Genomic DNA, 19549 nt, shown 5'->3' with positions numbered 1-19549 from the left:
AAGGTCAATCAAACGGCTAATCATAATGACTCCTTTGTTGATGCTTGCAATGAATGGCGCGTTATATACGAGAATACAGCCAGAATGTTAGACTTTTTGGGGCTATTTATATATTATTAGGACTTATGCAAATCTTTTATATGTAGGGCATGTATAGGCTGAGGCATTTAAGAAAAGCGTAGCGTAACGCACCATCACGACTATGAGTAGTTTTACTGTGTGATTTATATATGATAAATAACTAAGTTGAACAAATAAGAAGTCGAGTCACACTTGATGCGCGAAACTCGCGTTCTCATATTAATTAGGACTTACGCACTGTACAAATTAATCATGGTATGTATTCACGAAAATAGGTCGTTTCAGGTGTTTATTAATTGTTCTTTGACAATCGGTAAACCCGCGCTGTAGGGGAACAGCAATGCTCATTAGTGTCAACTTAAGCCCAAACCCCTTTAAAACCTCGTTTCCAGCCTCTGGGCTGGAAATGCACCTCATTGCGGCTCTGCCGCAATTCAAGAGGCGGAGCCTCCTATAGGCATTCCCAGTCAGAGACTGGGAACGAGGCAATCTTTAAAAGCTGTGTCTAGACTGATTTTTACGTTAAGTTGACACGCATGAGCAATCCTGTGCCCCTACGACAGATGTGGTTTTTCAAGCCCTTCATACTTTGTATTTTGCGTCAATGCGTAAGTCCTATTAATATTTCTCGATATTGTGGGGCTGATTACAAAGGTTGAGCATAAGCTAGTTTCGTTCATCAGATTAGGTGTTGAGTGAGGAATGGTGATGGATTGGTTAATTGCAACAATTAAGATCGGGCTAGCTACTGCTGTGGCGACAACGTTTGACGACAATATTTATCTGACTGCTTTCTTCAGTGAGGTTAATCGGACTTTTCGTCCTCAGCACGTTGTGGTTGGTGAAATTATAGGGTTCACGGCATTAGTGATAGTAAGTTTCATTGGTTTCTTGCTGGGGCTAGTAATTCCGTCAACTTGGACTGGTTTACTGGGAATTCTGCCGATACTCATTGGCTTGAACAATTTCTTCAACTTGAATAAGGATGATTCAGCCGAAGATAAGTCAGCTAATCTGAAAAGAAACTCTAAATTTAAAGGATTTGATTCCAGAAAGCGATCGCTTTGGGACTTAATTCGCGATCCCCAAACCTATCGCGTCTCTGCGGTAACAATTTCTAACGGCGGCAATAATCTTGGGATCTATATACCTCTGTTTGCCAGCAGCAGCATTCAAAATCTGGCCGTGATCGTACCAGTTTGCTATTTCATTGTTTGCTGCTGGCTATTTATGTCTTATACTTTGACTCATCAACCTGGTATTGCTTTGGTACTCAGCCGTTATGCTAGCAAGATTTTCCCCTTCGTGCTGATGTGGCTAGGTTTCAGAATTTTGATGGACAGCGAATCTTATCGTCTTTTTCTACCGAACACTTGACAAAGAAAATTTAACGGTTTTTATCTTTAAATTACTAAATATTGAAGGCGTTCTGGTGATTCACCTTATAAACTTTGTTTTTGAGCAAATAAATATGAGCTATTTTGACCGCGATCGGCATCGAAAAGACTATATCATCCTGTTAATAATTTGGCTGGTAGCATTAGCTATAGATAGAACTTGGTTTTTCTTAGATGAATCGATTCCAGCCTACGATCAAAGCGCACATTTAACGACAGCATTACATCATTATAGAATTTTTCAAAACTTCAATATCTTTTCAGGAAATTGGTGGTTATCTCTGTGGCAATTAACTCCCAGTTACCGCGCTCCTTTTGTATATATTTGCACTGTACCATTTTTGATCTTGTTTGGACGTGGATATGACCAAGCAAGTTTGGTCAACTTATTGTATACTGCGATGATTATACTTTCAGTATATCATTTAGGTAATTTTTTATTTAAGAACCGAAAAATTAGCATAACTGCCAGCATATTTTGTCTGTTATTTCCTATTTTGGGAATTATGCGGACAGATTATTTATTAGATTATGGTTTGACAGCAATTGTTACAGTAACTTTCACAATTCTGACAATTTGGAAAGATAGTTATATTGGGTTTTTATCATGGGGTTTAACTATCATCTTGGGCGTAGGAATAGGTTTAATTTTGTTGACTAAACCTACAGGGTTTATTTTTATTTTAGTTCCTAGTATTTGGACATTAATTATTTTTATTAGAAAACGTAAATTCATCAAGCTAATTCAAAGTTGCTCATCTTTAATAATAGCTTGGTTAATTTGTAGTTTTTGGTATGGCTTAAATTGGTTAACAATTATTACATCGGCATTAAACGCTAACCAAGTCGGAAAACGTGAGGGTGATCCTTCTCCGGCAACTATTGCTGGATGGTTATACTATCCACAGATGATTCCAGAAAGCGTTGGTTTACCAATATTATCTGTGAGTATTGGCATTTTATTGGTTTATCTGATTAAATATCGATTTAATACTGATTCAATTTCCGGAAATCTCCATAAATCGGCTCGAATTTGGTTATTAGTTACCCTAGTAAGTAGCTATATAATTTGTTCTTTGGGCACAAATAAAGACATTAGATTTATTCTGCCATGCTTTCCGATAATTAGTTTAATATTGGCGGATTTATTCAACTTAATTGAAAATATATATTTTGATAGACTGAGATTAGCCGCTCTGGTATTAAGTAGCATAGTGTTACTCAATAATTTATTTCCATTACCTCTAATTCAAGCATGGGGTGGTAGACATTTACCTAATGATGATGCTAAAAAATATCCTGTGGAGAAACTGATAAACAAAATCAACGAAACAAATTTATATTTAAGGTCAAATTTAGGAGTAATTCCCGTTGCTATACCTCAGATAAATGAGTTTACTTTAGATTATTTTGGGACATTAGCAGATTTTCGCGTATACGGCAGAAAATTAACAACCAAATTATCTCAGGTAGAGGAAAATTTACAATATTTTTGTTGGTATATCACTAGAGATAATGAACCAGAAGAACCGAGAGAAAGTGGAGAGACTAAACGAAAATTAAAATCTTTAGTCGAATCTTCTACTGATTTGAAATTACAGGGCGATTGGATATTACCTCACGGTGATAAAATGCGATTATATCAATGCAAAAATCCGCATGTAGTTGTTGAAAGAATAAGTAATAGTCAGTCTGTAATTACTCTAGAAAAAGTTGCGATTCCTCAGCAATTAATTTTAGATAAAAATAACCCTGTAAACTATGAAATAACAGGTTCATGGGATGATTTGCAAAATGGTATATTGCTGTTAAAATGGCAAAATAGCCAATCATCTTGGTATCACGATCATGCAATTGGCTTGGGTGATTTATACTGTGGCATCAAATGTCATCCTGAAGGAAGTTTCCGCGTTAAAGAAGCTTTAGCTACATTTATTCCCAAAACACTACCACTAGGTAAATATCAACTATCAGCACTATATTTAGATAGAAGAAACAAAAAAATCACATCTTTAAATATTCCAGATATTACTGTAAATGTTACAGATATAGGAACAGTAGAGAAATCGCCAGCTTTAGATTTAGTTACCCGAACTTCACAATTAGCACAAGAGTTACAACAGGGTAAATTAAATAATATATTTGTGCAAATAGATAATTTCAATCAATACGATCCTACTCAAGATTATTTAAAACAAATTGAATTTGCGGCTAATTATCATCTGCAAACAGAGCCAAATAACTTAAATTGGCGTTACACTTTAGTTTTATCACAACTTTTACAGCGCCAAGCCCCAGAATTAATCCAAAATTTAATAGAATTAACTAAATATGATGCTCAAAATCCTTACACATATCTTTATTTAGCTGTTGTTTATTTATATAATTTTCAACCTGCACAAGCTGAACAAAAATTAGCGATCGCAGAACGATTAAAACCAGATATACCAGAATTAAAAACTTTAAAAACTGTAACAAATATTATGAAATTTTTGCCGCTACAATGGTTTGCTACCAAGAAATAGCAGAAATGGGGAGCAAACTCGGTGTTAATTTTGGTTATCATGAAATTTCTGTTAGATACTCATACCTTTATTTGGTGGGATACTAAAAAACTTTCATAGTTAAGACTTTAGCCATACAAGCCAGTGCGATCGCTGTTCTTGTAGGTTGGGTTGAGGCAATGAAACCCAACATTATTTTTATTTACCTGATGTTAGGCGTACCATCGCTGAGTGCATAGCAATTAACCGCCGCACAATCTGGTCAATCTCCAAATCTAATATGCTGTAATCAATGACTGCCTGACGAATCGGTGTATGTCCTTGATTCACATCTAATTCTTGTATCCGGGCTGTACGCAGTGCTTGCAGGTGCGGTTGGATTTTTTGCAGCGTTTCTTCCAAGTCAGGCAAGGGCGGTGGGGGAATTTCCTGCTGTACTGAATCAGCTAACTGCTCTAACAGTAGCGAAATTTGACAGACAAAGGTTTCTAATTCCGGGAGTGGCGCTGTTCCTCGAAAATGTTCCAGATGTACTGCCAAAACTGTGACGGCGTTAGTAAAACGTCCCATGTACAGCAGCAGCGTCATCACTGGTTCTACTAATTCTTTGTGCATTTTCGGTTCGCGCAGCAATCCTTGGAAGGAGGCTTGAGCATTGCCAATCGCTAGCCCAGTTTGTCGCCGTTGACTGATAATAGTAGAGTCACGCTCCTTTGTACCTTGGTACACAGCCATCACATCCCGAAAGTATTTGTGACATTCTCGCAGTGCTGTGGCGAGTTGACTGGGTAAACGATCGCGTTCCCAGTTTGGCCAGATAAAGTAATGACTCGCAAAAGCCAGTCCCGCCCCAATTAATGTATTCAATACCCGAAAGCCTGCAAATTGCCAACCAATGGGATGACCAATGTCAATAATCAGTAAGACAAATATTGACAAAAAAACCACTGAATACGCATAGTTGAAACCGATCAGGGAAACACCAAAAAATACTGTCAGCAGAATGATCGTGTCTAATACAGGCTTACTCGTGATGGTTGCAAGGATGACAGCAGCTAAGACAGCTCCCAAGATCGTCCCGCCAACTCGCTGAAAAAACCGCTGGAAAGTTGCACCCAAGTTCGGTTTCAGGACTAACATGATTGTCAGTGTTACCCAATAGCCCATTGGTAAATTGGTAACGCTGTATAATATTACGCCTACGGTTAGACTCACACCAATGCGGAGAGCATGGCGAAAGATTGCTGAGTCTAAGGTGAGGTTTTCTTTGAGTAAACTTAAGAGCGATCGCTGTTCTTCTTCAACTAAAAGAAGTCTATCTACATTACGTTGGCTGATTTTGCTGCGATCTGCCAGAGATTTAGCTGTCTGAGCCGTGTATTGCAATTGCTTGATCAGCTTTTCGATCATTAGCACCAAGTTACTCAGAGCAACGAGGGTTGTGTAGTCTGTTTCACTCCCAGCAATTGCTTTTCTTTGCAGACTTTCTTGTTCTTTCAGGGCCTCATAAATGCGCTTGAGATTTCCCAAGTCGATGCTAGCAGACTTGCGAGATATGACTTTTGCTATAGCTTGAAGAATGACTGATATTTGTTCGAGTGCATCGTCTACTAATTGCTGGACTGCGTGATATTGCTGTTGTTGGAAGTGAGTTTCTAGTAACTCTGTTAAGGCAATAACTAAACCAAGCAAGCGATCGCCATCCTGAATTAGCAGCAAAAACGGTTCATTCATCCAACTCCGAGCCGACTGTCCAATCCGTAATGTACCTAAAGTAGTGCGTGCTGTCTCTAACGCTTTTCTAACTTCGAGAATATTTTCAGTTGTTGCTACTTTACCTACAAATGCTTGTATGTAGTTGGCGATCGCATTTAAGCAAGAAGCCAAAGCTATCCGTAGTGGGTCATAAGGTCTAAAAGGCCACATCACTAAGGAAAGTAACATCGCCCATCCACCTGCAATTAGACATAGCAGCGATCGCATGAGTGCAACTTCCAAGTTTCCTGGCTGTGCGATCGTGGTAATAAATGATATCCCTACCACCAGACCGACATTAGCACCAGCATTACCGTAGAGCGACGCAAAACCGGAAGCAAGTCCCCAAACAAATGTCAGCACCACAGCTAGGGCTGGAACTTTAGCGACTACAGTACCCACAAATACTGAAACAGCTATTCCCAAAGTAGCCTGTGCCATCGCCTTAGCTTTGATCTGGTAAGGGCCACCAATATTTGCTAAGTTGACAAAGTAAGCCATTAAACCAACCAATAATCCGCTTTCCCTTTGGTTGATGAGTTGCCCAATTAGCATGGGAACCCCCAATGCTAACGCAGCTCGCAAGCCGTTGGATATTGCTGGTTTTCCTGGCTCTGATTGGATCAGAAATCTGAGGAAATTACTTCGATTCAACTGCATGGTTTTTGTTAACAAAACAAAATTTTTATCTGGATCGGACTTACGCAAAACTACGCGCTGTAGGGGCAATTCATGAATTGCCCCTACCTGAAAATAAGGGTTTCGGCTGTTGTTTGCCTAAGTCCTGCTGGATTTTCTTAATATTCTTATATATTTAGGAACGTGGATTAAATAAAATGCAAAACTTCATCCTGTATCACGATCCCTCTCCTTTATAAGGAGAGGGATTGAGAGTGAGGTAAGCCACGGACATAAATTGGATGTTATTTAATTCTTATTCCATAGCCGTCCTGCAAGCGATATGATCAAAAATAAATTCATGCTGTGTTTATGGCAACCCAACTTAGCCAAGTCAAATCACCAACAGAACTGGTAATCTCTTGGGAAGCCTTGCCCAAAGATTTTAAACTAGAGGATGAACCAGTGGAGAATACCGGTCAGCCACTTTTGGCTGGTGCTTTGCGTGAAAGCCTAGAAATCTGTGGATTCATCCAACCCCAGATGTTGATAGCTTCAAACTTTGGTCTTTGTGCGACAGTCAACGGTCAATTTATTGCCAAAGCACCAGACTGGGTTTATGTGCCATCGGTTAACGAAGTCGTGGGTAATCGCAAAAGTTATACACCCAATTTAGAAGGAAATATCCCTGCGATCGCCATTGAATTTTTATCCGACACTGAGGGTGGAGAATATTCGGTCAAGCGAACTTATCCACCAGGAAAATGGTTTTTCTACGAGCAAATTTTGCAGATTCCCATCTACATAATTTTTGAACCTTATGGCGGTTTATTAGAATATTATCAACTGGAAAATAACCGCTATGAGTTAAAGCAACCCGACGAAAATGGTCGTCATTGGATTGATGTAATGGGCTTATTTTTGGGAACTTGGCAAGGAACAAAAGAAGCGCGAACTGGTTATTGGTTACGCTGGTGGGATCAAGCTGGTAATTTGTTACCGTGGGCTGTAGAACAAATTGAACAAGAACGTCAACGCGCCGAACAAGAACGTCAACGCGCCGAACAAGAACGCCAGCAAAAAGAACGACTAATTGCTTATTTGCAATCACAGGGTATTGACCCGAATAACTTGCCCCCGTTTGAGTAGAGGCAATTCATGAATTGTCCTGACGATAATATCCGATTTTGCAAAACCAACTAGTTTGCTATAGCAATCCTGAATATAGCACTAGTATTTGATTTTTGAAATGCACCTAGTGGACTGTCATGGCTTTAATAGTGCATTAGACGTAGACGTAGGTTGGGTGGAGGCTTTGCGTAACCCAACTGATTATCAGGATGTTGGGTTACGCAAAGCCTCCAAGCAACAAAGCAATTTTTTTGCAACATTAAAGCCATGACAGTTCACTACAAGACTACCGAGATTTTTTCAGAAATCAAATATGATTCCTATAGTTCCTAAAAAATAATATCCCCAACAACTTTTGCGAAGTCGGGGATCTGCGGGTTGTAGCGGTCATGCTTTTGGGCTGATTGATACAGCGTATTTCAGGTAAATCAAGTACACGGGTAGGGGCACAACATGTTGTGCCCCTACGATTATCTGTACCTAACCAACGTTGCAATCTGCTGTAAGTATGGGTTAATCGCCTGGATTAGTTCACGAAATATATAGCTTTTCAGATGTTTACCTTATTTCAATCTTCAAGCATCTCCAACAATTGCGCCTCGCTTAACTGGGTAATTCCCAATGAAACTGCTTTTTCTAACTTAGAACCTGCATCTTCTCCTACCACTAAATAATCTGTTTTTTTACTCACTGAATCAGTCACTTTTCCCCCAGCTTTTTGAATCAAAGCCTTCGTTTCATCCCGCTTTAAGGTTGGCAATGTTCCCGTAATTACAAAAGTTTTACCTGCGAACTTTTGATTACCATCAGCAACTGTTGTTGTTTCCTCTGTGGCAGTTAATTGCAATCCTTCTGCTTGTAAGCGTTCTATCAATCTTTGGTTAGCGTCAATCCGAAACCACTGGTACACAGATTGGGCAATTTCAGCACCAATACCGTAAATGCCTTCAATATCTGATTGCTTTGCTGTCGCTAACTGATCTACAGTGAAATATTTCTGAGTCAATAATTGAGCATTTACACTGCCAACGTGACGGATGCCTAAACCATACAATACCCTTGACCAAGGTTGATTTTTTGATTGAGCGATCGCATCTATCAACTTCTCTGCCGACTTTTTCCCCATCCTCTCCAATGCAGATAACTTCTCTGCTGTCAACTCATATAAATCGGCAACGGAATGCACCAAACTTTTATCAACGAGTTGATATACCAACTTTTCGCCTAAACCTTTAATATCTAAAGCATCACGACTTACCCAATGTTCAATCGAACCTTTGAGAATCGCCGCACAAGAAGCATTGACGCACCGAGTCACCGCCTCACCTAATTCTCGCACCACCGATTGGCCGCAGACTGGGCAATGAGTGGGCATAACGAAGGGTTCGGTGTCAGCGGGACGGAGTTCTTTGATTACCCTCAGTACTTCTGGAATGATTTCCCCAGCTTTGCGGACAATAACAGTATCACCAATGCGAATGTCTAATTGAGTAATGCGATCGCTATTATGTAAAGTGGCGCGGGAAACTGTTGTTCCCGCCAGTTGCACCGGGCGCATCTCGGCTAATGGTGTTAACGCCCCCGTTCGTCCCACATTCACAGCAATATTTTCCACACGAGTGGGTGCTTCTTCAGCTGCGTACTTTAAAGCTACTGCCCAACGGGGAAATTTCTGCGTAAACCCTAGCTGTTCCTGAAGTTTAAAAGAATTCAACTTCACCACTACCCCATCAGTCATGTAGGGTAAATTCAGCCGTTCCGTATCCCAATATTCATAATATTTTGCCACTTCTGCGATCGAAGCACAGAGTTTGTGGTTAGGGTTGACTCGAAAACCCATCTTTTCCAACAACTCCAACGCTTCCCATTGGGTATTAGCAATACTGGTGTCATCTCTACCAGGAATGTGTAGGGTGTAGCCAAAGAAATCTAACCGCCGTTTAGCGACAATGCGGGAGTCTAGCTGCCTGAGTGTACCAGCTGCGGCATTGCGGGGATTGGCAAATAATTGCTCACTTGCTTTTTGCCTTTCCTCGTTGATTTGTTTAAATACTTTCAACGGCAAAAATGCCTCGCCTCGCACTTCCACCCTTTCCAGAATTTCTAACCCTTCAAAATTCAAACGTAAGGGAATTGAGCGAATTGTCCGCACATTTTGGGTGATCTCTTCACCCGTCACCCCATCACCCCTAGTTGTCCCTCTAACTAGAATGCCATCTTGGTAGGTAAGAGCCAAAGCAGAACCATCAATTTTAAGTTCACTGACATATTCCACTGAATCTATTTTCGGTACTTGTCGCCGCCAACGCTGATCCCATGCTTGCAACTCATCAATATTGAATGCATTCTCCAAACTATACAAGGGGATATTGTGCCGCACCGAGGTAAACTGCGTATGCTTAAGCTCACCCACGCGCTGAGTCGGACTATCCGGTGCTGTCAATTCTGGATATTGAGTTTCCAGTTGTTGCAATTCTCGATATAGCTGGTCATAGACTGCATCCTCCATAATTGGAGCATCTAGGACGTAATAAGCATAGCTAGCTTGTTGCAATAACTGGCGCAATTCTTCTGTGCGCTTTACTTCCGGCTTAATCTGTGTCATTAGAATTATTATAAAATATCTAGGATAGGACTAACAAATCATACGTATGTACTATACAAAATTTTGGCTTTTGAGCCATATCTAAAGCTAAATAAGTTTTACCAAATCCCCCGCTACCCAGTACTTGGATCGGGCGATAGTGTCACAATATTATAAGGAGAATTCCGCAATTGGCACAAAACTTTGTCTGATCAGAACAGGGAGAATTGTGGCAATAGGATTTGCTCAAACACATTATACAAAGTGCATCTATCGACAGATAGATTTATTATTACTTAGCAACTAGTTACTGTCAGCCTTTAGTAGTGCGCTTCCCCTGAGTACTAAGTATAATTCCACGAGTAAATGCAGAGCGATCGCTAGTTGAGAAATCGCTATAATTCTTTCTGGTGAGTCCAATCAAATATGTTGTCTCGTTTATCTCGTTCCCAGTCTCTGACTGGGAATGCCTAATGGGAGGCTCCGCCTCTTGACTTGCGGCTCTGCCGCAATGAGGAAAGTACTGGATAAATTATAAACGTGAAGTTATGGGTAAATGATGTTGTTATATAACTGATCGCGTTTGATATCTAGATTGTATTTGTCTTCGACAATCTCTCCAATACTAACTAGAACTTTCTCTAATTTAGATTTTGGTAATGGAACTACAAGTGATTCAGCAAAACTTTGATCAGCAAATATTTCCGCTTCCAGTTCATTAAAAGAATCACTTATGCGGTATAGTTCTGGAATATCACCGGACACCTCATTTAGTTCCCAAAACAAAACTGTTGCCGCCTTCCACCAATGGTAAGCGAACTTGGTGATTTTTTCTAGCCAGTTTCTGGGGTGGGCGATGCCCACCCGAAATTGTTATCCAATTACCTCAGCAGTCTTCTTCTTATCCAACTTGAGAATCAACACACCCAAAGGTGGCAAACACAAATCCAGCGAATAAGGACGACTGTGCAAAGACCAATCATCCGTCCACTTACCACCTAAATTGCCCATATTGCTGCCGCCATACTGACGCGCATCACTATTAAACAACTCGGTATAAAATCCCTTTTGCGGCACACCGATTCGGTAATGAGAATGGGGTTGTGGTGTAAAATTGCAAACGACGATCGCAAAATCATCAGAATCCTTGTCACGACGCATGAAGGAAACTACACTATGGCGGTTATCGCTACAGTCAATCCACTCAAACCCCGCTTGGGCAAAATCCTGCGTGTACAAAACTGGTTCAGAACGGTAGAGATGGTTCAATTCCTGGAAAAACGTTTTTAACCGTTGGTGAGCCTCATGCTGCAATAAATACCATTGCAAATCTGTCCAATCATTCCACTCACTCCACTGCCCAAACTCCATGCTCATAAACATAGTTTTCTTGCCAGGGTGAGCAAACATATAGGCAAATAAACAACGCACATTTGCTAACTTCTGCCATGTATCCCCCGGCATTTTACCGATGATATTACTCTTGCCATGCACCACTTCATCGTGAGACAGGGCCAGCATGAAGTTCTCACTGTGGTTGTACCACATACTAAAGGTGATATTGTTTTGGTGGAACTGACGGAACCAAGGATCCATGCTGAAGTAATCCAGCATATCGTGCATCCACCCCATATCCCACTTCAAGTTAAAGCCCAGTCCGCCTGCATAGGTGGGCCAAGATACCATTGGCCAGGAAGTAGATTCTTCCGCAATTGAGAGAATGCCGGGGAAATAGCTAAAGATAATGTGATTTACCTGACGCAGAAAATCTGCTGCTTCTATATTTTCTCTGCCGCCGTACTGATTGGGCAGCCATTCTCCTGGTTCGCGGCAATAATCATTGTAGAGCATCGAGGCAACAGCATCGACACGAATCCCGTCAATGTGGTACTTGTCGAACCAGAAGAGGGCATTTGCTGCTAAGAAATTACTGACTTCATGGCGACCGTAGTTGAACACTAAAGTACCCCATCCTTTATGTTCACCTTTGCGGGGGTCAGAGTGTTCGTATAGGTGGCTACCATCGAAGAAAGCTAAACCATGTCCATCTTTGGGGAAGTGACCAGGAACCCAATCTACAATTACCCCAATATCATTTTCGTGACATTTGTCAACAAAATACATGAAATCTTCGGGGCTGCCAAAACGCGAGGTGGGGGCATAGTAACCAGTTACTTGATAACCCCAAGAACCATCAAAGGGATGTTCCGCAATGGGCAGCAATTCTAGATGGGTATATCCTAATTCTTTGACATAAGGAATGAGTCGGTCAGCTAGTTCCCGGTAGGTAAGGAAGCGTGCGCCCGGTTTCAGTTCAGAAACGACAACTACAGGTTCCGTTTCACCATTGGGGAGTTTAGCAGGTTCTGCACTCGAAGCGTGTAACCAAGAGCCTAAATGCACTTCATAGACTGAAACTGGCTGAGTGAGCGGCTCAGTGCGACGCCGCTTTTCCATCCAGCCTTCATCACTCCAACTGTAAGCATCTAAATCAGTGACAATGGATGCCGTTTTCGGGCGGGGTTCCTGCTGGAAACCGTAGGGATCGGATTTTTCGTAAATGTGTCCTTCAAAATTTTTGATTTCATATTTGTAATGCTCTCCCACACCAATTTCAGGAATAAATAATTCCCAAACCCCGGTGGGGCCTTTACGCATCTGGTTTTTACGTCCATCCCAGAGATTGAAATCTCCCAACAATGAAACATTACGAGCGTTAGGTGCCCAAACAGCAAAATAAACTCCCTTAACGCCGTCTATTTCGGTGGGGTGCGCTCCCAGTTTTTCATATATCCGGTGATGGTTGCCTTCACCAAACAAATGCAAGTCAAAGTCTGTCAACCGGGGAGAACGGAAAGCATAAGGGTCATAGATGACACGCTCATGTTCCCCTTCTTTAATCCGTAACTGGTAGTTTGCCAGTTCTGCGGTTTCAATGGTGCATTCAAAAAAGTGGGGATCATGCACCGTTTGCATTGGGTATTCCTTGCGTTGTTCAGGAAGAACGACCCAGGCTGCACTTGCATTTGGTAGGTAGGCTCGCACAGCCCAGACAGTTTTGCCGTCTTGTTCTATGGGATGAGAACCTAGTATTTCAAAGGGATCGTTATGCTGATTCCAAACGATGCTGTTAACCTGTTCAGGGGCGATCGTGGTCATGGACATGAAGCTACCTAAGTGAAATAACTTGATTGACTAAATCTACTTTTTTAATATCTATATATATTCTTTACATTTATTTGCAATTTTGTCGCCACCGTTATCCTACATCAGAATGGGGCATTGGGCATTGGGCAGAGGATGAATGACTAATGACTAATGACTAATGACTCTTGAGTAATTTATCAAAACTTTAAAAAGGGGAAAAACTGAAATAATGTTTTACGTAAGCGAAGCAAGAAAATCTGTTCCCGAATTTTGGGGTCTAGTTTTGGTGGCGGGACTTCTTGCAACTGGGCTTGCAATTGGACATACTCGGCAGCTGTTAGGAATCTTCCATCAATGGGCGATCGCGCTTCTATAATAATCTTTGTCCGTAATATTTCTTCTGGTGTATCCTCTGGTGGCGGTAGTGCTATTGCAGCTGATCTCCAATAGCTACTTAACGCAATCAAGGTTGTACTAATTATAATTAAGCACAGTAATTTTATAGACTTTTTCGTTTTAACTCTCCTCATCTCCTGAACTACGTTCACAACGCAGGATGAAAATCTGTTTTGCCCCAGGCCCAAATTTTCCCAATAAAAATCTGGCAATATCAGGGGAGATTACCAGGTCTTTCCTGATACGGAATAGACTACAGGAATGCTCAAGAGCAATTGCCAGCGATCGCGATAAATTGTTTTGCCCTCTCAAAACTCAGTAGTTTATAGCGTTTCCTAATCATACAAGGTAGATCTTAGCCCCCTCTTCGCTTGCTCTTAGGGGGTTGGAGGTGGGGTTCTTGTACATCACTTGGGCCGAGAACCGCTATAAGCAATTTAAAATGCCAAACGAGGGAAATATCTTGACTACAAAATAGCTTAGATTCACTCAACTCCCTTGGACTGGGAACAAGGTTTGAGCGGGCGGGAATTTCAGGCGGACACTTGGTTGAGGACGTAACCCTCTTGACCAGTGTCCTCTAGTCCTCTACTTCCTGCCCTACTTAGTTGACATTTGAGCAAACTATAGGCTCTGAGAAACAAACATCATAAAGATGCAAGTTTTACGTGAACCTAATTAATTCGAGCTATGTTTCGAGCTATGTAGTGAGGAACGCTTTCACTAAGTAGTTCTGGGCGTGATTTAAACTAAAGTTTAAGATGCCTTATTTAGGAGTAGCAGTGGGAGTCGCTGCGGGAGTCGCTGCGGGAGTCGCTGCGGGAGTCGCGGCAGGAGTCGCGGCAGGAGTAGACTTACCAGCAGGTGCATCAGTTGGTTCACCTGTAGCAGCTGGAGTAGCAGTACCAGCACCATCACCACCACCTTCACAGGCCCCAAGAATTGCAGCCAGACTTAACATGAGAGCAAAACCAAAGATTTTTGTTTTCATAACTCCTCTTTCACCAATTGTGGCTAGAACAATTTTTCGCCTGTTGAATACGATACCGTATTTATTGCTTTTTTTAAATTCTGCGAGATTACATACTTAAAAAAAACAATCCTTTGGGGTATTCTTTTTGGAATTGCGTATCCTGATTAGTTTCTCTTAACTCAGGAGCAAAACGAAAATTACCAAATTATTTAGCAAACGGAGCTATGATAGCAAAAAATTTTATTTTTTTCACAGACTATTGCACCTTGCTACCCGACGTTGCCATACTTTAGGTGCAATACCTAAAGGGTAAGCTGTCCAGTTTCTAATCGCTGATTGCAAACATTGCATATCTAGGGAATACAACATTGGTACACTTACCTATCAGAAAAGTTAAAAGGGTGTAGTCTGTTATGTGTGCTGATTGCACAGAAGGTTATTTTAACCTTAGCAAAAACTAGACAATCAAGACAATCAATCTAAAGTACAGTATTTTTCATCTAAAAAATTTATGGTAGTTGCTCGTAAATCTGTTTCTACAAGGGGTAATTGGTTCCGGCGAGATTCTATGCTTTCTTTAGGGAGGCGACGCTCTGCGCGTATGGAGTCAGCAGCACGGAGCGCTTCGACACCAGTATCCTCTCAAAGACAACAGCGTTCCTCGAAAAATTTAGCGGTTTCTCCCACAAATGAGGCAGTTATACCCAAATCGGTGAAAGAGTTGGGTAGACAAAAATTACCAAATCTCAATCAGCAGTTGAATGCGAACCAGAAGAGTCCGGGGGGAGGTTTTCTTCGCCTTCCGATGCCTAATTCTGGAGTTGCACCTTTGTGGTTGCTGCGCTTGTACACCTTTGATCGTTATTCGTCAGTTTTGGCATTCTTGTTAGTAGTATCGACACTTGCTGTTTATGGTTGGACGGTATATTCTCAAGAGCTTTGGGGTCAGTCATATCGCAGACTGCAAAACCTCCAACGTCATGAACGGCTGATAACAACAACCAACGCGACGCTGAAAAATAAAATGGCTAATGAAGCAGAACAACCAGCAGCAGGGCTGGTATCGCCAACTCCCGAAGGGATGATTTTCTTGCCTCCAGCATCTCAGAGTCCTAAGCCAGCATCGTCTAACACAACGCCAAATTCTGAAACGCAAGCGCAAACACTCTCGCCACTGGGATACTAATTGTAATTCGTCAGAACCCAATGCAGAAGTCACCAAGCAGAACAAAATTCAGAAAGTTTCAGAATCCAGGATTCATAAGGCGACAAAAGGGTTATAAACGAGGGCTTTTGGGAAAATTAGCCTCTAATATGCAAGGACAAACATTCAATACTAAGTCCCGACTGTTCATCGTCTGGGGCGTATTAATGGCATCAGGCTTGGGGTTGGCGATCAACTTGTATAACCTACAAATTGTCAAGGGGCCAAAGTTAACTGAGCAAGCACGCAACCAGCAAATGGTGAATGTGCGACCTTTTATGCCCCGTCGCCCGGTGTTAGATCGCAATAGTAATCTGTTGGCGATTGACCGTCCTGTATATACTTTGTACGCTCATCCCAAGCTGTTTGATAAGTCTAATGAAGATATGGCAGAGCGACTTGCCCCAATTTTGGCAAAAGATTCTGCGGAATTGGTGAAAACTTTTCAAAGCAAAAGAAGTGGAATTATACTTGCGCCAGCCTTACCAGAAGAAATTATCGATCGCGTCATCTCTTTGCGCTTAAATGGCCTGGAGTGGACTCAAAAATACTCCCGATATTACCCCTCAGACGATTTGGTTGCTGATGTGGTGGGCTACGTGAATGTTGACCGTCGTGGTCAAGCAGGTGTGGAATACTCTCAAGAGAAGTTGCTAGAACGTCCTGTGCAAACGGTGCGGCTCAGTCGGTCGGGTAATGGGGTACTGATGCCTGATCATGCGCCCGAAGGTTTTTTGCATTTTGATGATTTGCAACTGCAACTCACTATCGATAGCCGTCTGCAACGAATTGCTCGGATGGCGCTCAAACAACAGATGGAGAAGTTTGACGCCAAACGTGGGGCGGTAATTGTTATGGATGCGTTGGATGGTTCCTTACTCGCCCTCGTTTCTCAGCCTACTTATAACCCTAATGAATACGCTAAAGCTAATATTTCGCTATTTAAAAACTGGACGGTGGCGGATCTTTATGAACCGGGATCGACTTTTAAGCCTTTGAATGTGGCGATCGCTCTGGAAAATGGCGTCATCAAACCAGATGATATGTTTAATGACTCCGGCTCTATTCGAGTAGCTAATTACACTATCAAAAATGCGATGAATAATGGTAATGGGCGAATCAGCATCGCTCAGATTTTGCAATATTCCAGCAATATTGGTATGGTGCAAATTATCCAACGTTTAAAGCCTTCAATCTACTACAACTGGTTAGAACGCTTGGGGTTAGGACAAAAAGTTGATACAGATTTACCTTTTGAAGTTGGCGGACGGCTCAAAAGTCAAGAAGAATTTATCGCTTCCCCGATTGAAGCAGCTACTACTTCCTTTGGACAAGGCTTTTCCATGACACCGTTACAACTAGTGCAAATGCACGCTGCTTTAGCTAATGGCGGTAAGTTAGTTACACCCCATGTAGTTCGAGGGCTGATTGATAGCAAAGGGCAGATGCATGATTCACCCACTCGCACCATCCCCCGCCAAATTTTCTCAGCCGCAACAACCCAAAAGGTTGTGGAAATGATGGAAACTGTGGTTACTGAAGGCAGCGGCAAGGCGGCACAAATTCCGGGATATCGCATTGCTGGTAAAACTGGTACAGCCCAAAAAGCTAGTCCGAATGGCGGCTACATCAAGGGTGCTAGAATGACCAGCTTCGTGGCTATTTTGCCCGTGGAATCTCCTCGGTATGTAGTGTTCGCACTGGTGGATGAACCAAAAGGAGAAAGTGCTTATGGTTCTACCGTCGCCGCACCAATTGTGAAATCGGTGCTCGAAGCCCTGATTCCTCTTGAGGAGATTCCGCCCAGTAAGGCAATTGAGCAACAGACGCAAGTGCCGTAGAGAGTGGGGGAGCAAGAATTTTAGATTTTGGATTTTAGTAGGACTTACGCATTGACAGACATAACCAAATGTGCATTACATCTCGTTACAAGGCAGAGCCTTGTAATGCTCTTGTGGGAGGCTCTGCCTCCTGTCAAACGCGGAGGCAGAGCCTCCATGATCACATTCCCAGGCAGAGCCTGGGAACGAGGCAGACGAGGCAGGACGAGGTAGGACAAGACTTTTATCTTAATAAGCTTGATATGCACATGATGCTCAATTTTTAAAGTGCGTAAGTCCGATTGAGATTATATCATGTCCGCTTGATTACTTATTAAACCCGAATTACCCCAAAGAGACAAAGCTGTGCTTTGGCTCCCCTCCCCTTAGCAAGGGGTGGGGTGCAATGACTGTGGGAATCACAACTAATTATACGGACATGATATTAGACCTCTTGCAAAAGTCCGTAACACCCCTCCCCGCAAGCGGGGAGGGGAGACAAAGCGTAGCTTTGGCGGGGTGGGGTTCTTATTTTTGATTTATGCAAGAGGTCTATTGAAATTTAATCCAAAATCCTCAATCCTTCGACTGAGCGCTCACGCCAAAGTCCAAAACCCAAAATTGAATTGCTCAATGCCCCTTTGCTTGGAAACTTAATCTTTCTCTATAACCAGGGAAAGAGGTAGAGAAAGCTACTCGTGTGGGAAGTTAAGTATTACAGTTGAAACTAATTTCTCACTTTTCCAATGCTACCGAAGATTCCATGCAAAGTAATTTAGTTATATTTCCTAACCCTGGGGCTGCTAAAAATAGCACGCAAATAGAAGAAAGAACAATTACCAAGTACGACCACGACCGTGCTGAGGAGCAATTTATAGAACTGCTAGCAATGGAGGATTTGGACAAGAAACTGGATGCAAATCCTGCAATAGCTAGTGAGTTTGAACAGTCGCTCTCTATGGCAATTGGCGCTGCTTATGGAAACGATCGCTCTGATGAACAGGCTCACCGTTTTCTCCAACGGATACTTTATCGAATTAATCGGCTAAAGCTGTTTTGGTACGACGATTTGCAGCACTATACCAATGAGCGATCGCTTTATTTGTACTCTTGTCGTGACCAAATTGAAGCTGCTTGGCAACAGTGGGAACTAGCACAAATCGATGTGGCTGCATTGCAGCAATTGGATGTAAAACAAGCTTTAATTGAGCGTGCATCTGCCGATTTAAATCCGCCTTTGTCGGAGAGTAGCCGCTACATTCGTGAGGAAATGCCTGAAGCTGGCTATCGTCACTTGCTAGCGATCGGCTCCTTTGATGGTTTGGTTGAAGGTAGTCGTCTTTGCTACGTATTGGGTGGTGCTGCTAATGAAGTGCAGTGTACGCTGGTGCGAGTATTGCTAGAAGAATACGGCAATGGTCGTTTATCCCGCAAGCACTCGACATTTTTTGCTCAAATGCTGGCTGAGTTTGGCATGAATACTGAACCAGAAGGATACTTTGATTTAGTTCCTTGGGAAGTCTTAGCTTGTGCTAATCATAACTTTCTGACTACCGATCGCAAACGCTATTTCTTACGTTACAGTGGCGCGTTAACATATTTTGAAGTGGCTGGGCCTGCGGCTTACAAAAACTATCTGGCAGCGGCGCAACGACTGGAACTGTCAGAGGCGGCGATGGGTTATTGGGAACTGCACATTAGGGAAGATGAACGCCACGGTCGTTGGATGTTAGATGATGTAGCTTTGTCTTTGGCAGAACGATATCCCAATGATGCGTGGGAACTGCTGCTTGGGTATGACCAGGAGAAACTAATGGGCGATCGCGCCGCTGGTGCTGTTGTACGATCGATACGCGAAGCCGAATAAGCTGCTTGATTCATAGCGAACAATCCAAAAAATTATAAATAGCAGGTTATTTTTAGCGTTTTAATTTGACGT

The 19549-nt window shown here is 42.2% G+C and carries 12 protein-coding genes; 6 read left to right on the top strand and 6 right to left on the bottom strand.

The features are described from left to right. Window positions 1-789 precede the first annotated feature (789 nt). Together V7K62_RS26245 and V7K62_RS26240 are read left to right on the top strand one after the other, a co-directional pair. Window positions 790-1458, top strand: a complete 669-nt coding sequence (locus V7K62_RS26245) for a cadmium resistance transporter (protein ID WP_334869283.1) — start codon at window positions 790-792, stop codon at window positions 1456-1458. 94 nt (window positions 1459-1552) lie between these two features. Next, entirely contained in the window at window positions 1553-4003 is a 2451-nt protein-coding gene (locus V7K62_RS26240; RefSeq protein WP_334869281.1) for a hypothetical protein, read from the top strand. Between the two features lie 177 nt (window positions 4004-4180). Here V7K62_RS26240 and V7K62_RS26235 read toward each other — a convergent pair whose 3' ends face one another. Then, complete coding sequence (locus V7K62_RS26235; protein ID WP_334869279.1) at window positions 4181-6397, bottom strand: FUSC family protein; 2217 nt, start codon at window positions 6395-6397, stop codon at window positions 4181-4183. 330 nt (window positions 6398-6727) lie between these two features. On the opposite strand from V7K62_RS26235, the gene V7K62_RS26230 reads away from it, so the two are divergent. Next, a complete protein-coding gene (locus V7K62_RS26230; RefSeq protein ID WP_334869277.1) occupies window positions 6728-7504 on the top strand; it encodes a Uma2 family endonuclease in 777 nt (258 codons plus the stop codon). A 550-nt stretch (window positions 7505-8054) separates the two neighbouring features. On the opposite strand, the gene ligA is transcribed toward V7K62_RS26230, so the two are convergent. The 5 genes from ligA to V7K62_RS26205 form a co-directional block, all read right to left on the bottom strand. Beyond that, window positions 8055-10091: an NAD-dependent DNA ligase LigA gene (gene ligA / locus V7K62_RS26225; RefSeq protein WP_334869275.1), complete on the bottom strand. Its 2037-nt coding sequence runs from the start codon at window positions 10089-10091 to the stop codon at window positions 8055-8057. A gap of 525 nt (window positions 10092-10616) precedes the next feature. Beyond that, a complete protein-coding gene (locus V7K62_RS26220) occupies window positions 10617-10934 on the bottom strand; it encodes a hypothetical protein (protein ID WP_334869273.1) in 318 nt (105 codons plus the stop codon). Between the two features lie 9 nt (window positions 10935-10943). Next, window positions 10944-13235 carry a 1,4-alpha-glucan branching enzyme gene (gene glgB, locus V7K62_RS26215; protein ID WP_334869271.1) on the bottom strand — a complete coding sequence of 764 codons (2292 nt, stop codon included), beginning with the start codon at window positions 13233-13235 and terminating at the stop codon, window positions 10944-10946. Window positions 13236-13414: 179 nt separating this feature from the next. Further along, window positions 13415-13747 (bottom strand): hypothetical protein, encoded by a 333-nt coding sequence (locus V7K62_RS26210; RefSeq protein WP_334869269.1) that lies wholly within the window; start codon window positions 13745-13747, stop codon window positions 13415-13417. A gap of 632 nt (window positions 13748-14379) precedes the next feature. After that, complete coding sequence (locus V7K62_RS26205) at window positions 14380-14604, bottom strand: hypothetical protein (protein ID WP_334869268.1); 225 nt, start codon at window positions 14602-14604, stop codon at window positions 14380-14382. A gap of 493 nt (window positions 14605-15097) precedes the next feature. Here V7K62_RS26205 and V7K62_RS26200 point away from each other — a divergent pair, with 493 nt between their 5' ends. The 3 genes from V7K62_RS26200 to V7K62_RS26190 all read left to right on the top strand — a co-directional run bounded on the left by V7K62_RS26200 (window position 15098) and on the right by V7K62_RS26190 (window position 19477). Next, the gene (locus tag V7K62_RS26200) at window positions 15098-15772 is read left to right on the top strand and encodes a hypothetical protein (protein WP_334869266.1); all 675 of its coding nucleotides are present in this window, start codon (window positions 15098-15100) and stop codon (window positions 15770-15772) included. 20 nt (window positions 15773-15792) lie between these two features. Further along, the gene (locus tag V7K62_RS26195) at window positions 15793-17631 is read left to right on the top strand and encodes a peptidoglycan D,D-transpeptidase FtsI family protein (RefSeq protein WP_334869264.1); all 1839 of its coding nucleotides are present in this window, start codon (window positions 15793-15795) and stop codon (window positions 17629-17631) included. 742 nt (window positions 17632-18373) lie between these two features. Further along, the gene (locus V7K62_RS26190; protein ID WP_334869366.1) at window positions 18374-19477 is read left to right on the top strand and encodes an iron-containing redox enzyme family protein; all 1104 of its coding nucleotides are present in this window, start codon (window positions 18374-18376) and stop codon (window positions 19475-19477) included. Window positions 19478-19549 lie beyond the last annotated feature (72 nt).

Source organism: Nostoc sp. (genome assembly GCF_036917935.1).
Taxonomy (GTDB): Bacteria; Cyanobacteriota; Cyanobacteriia; order Cyanobacteriales; family Nostocaceae; genus Nostoc.
The sequence above is the reverse complement of the archived record's forward strand: the minus strand, read 5'-3'. Positions and strand labels throughout refer to the sequence as shown.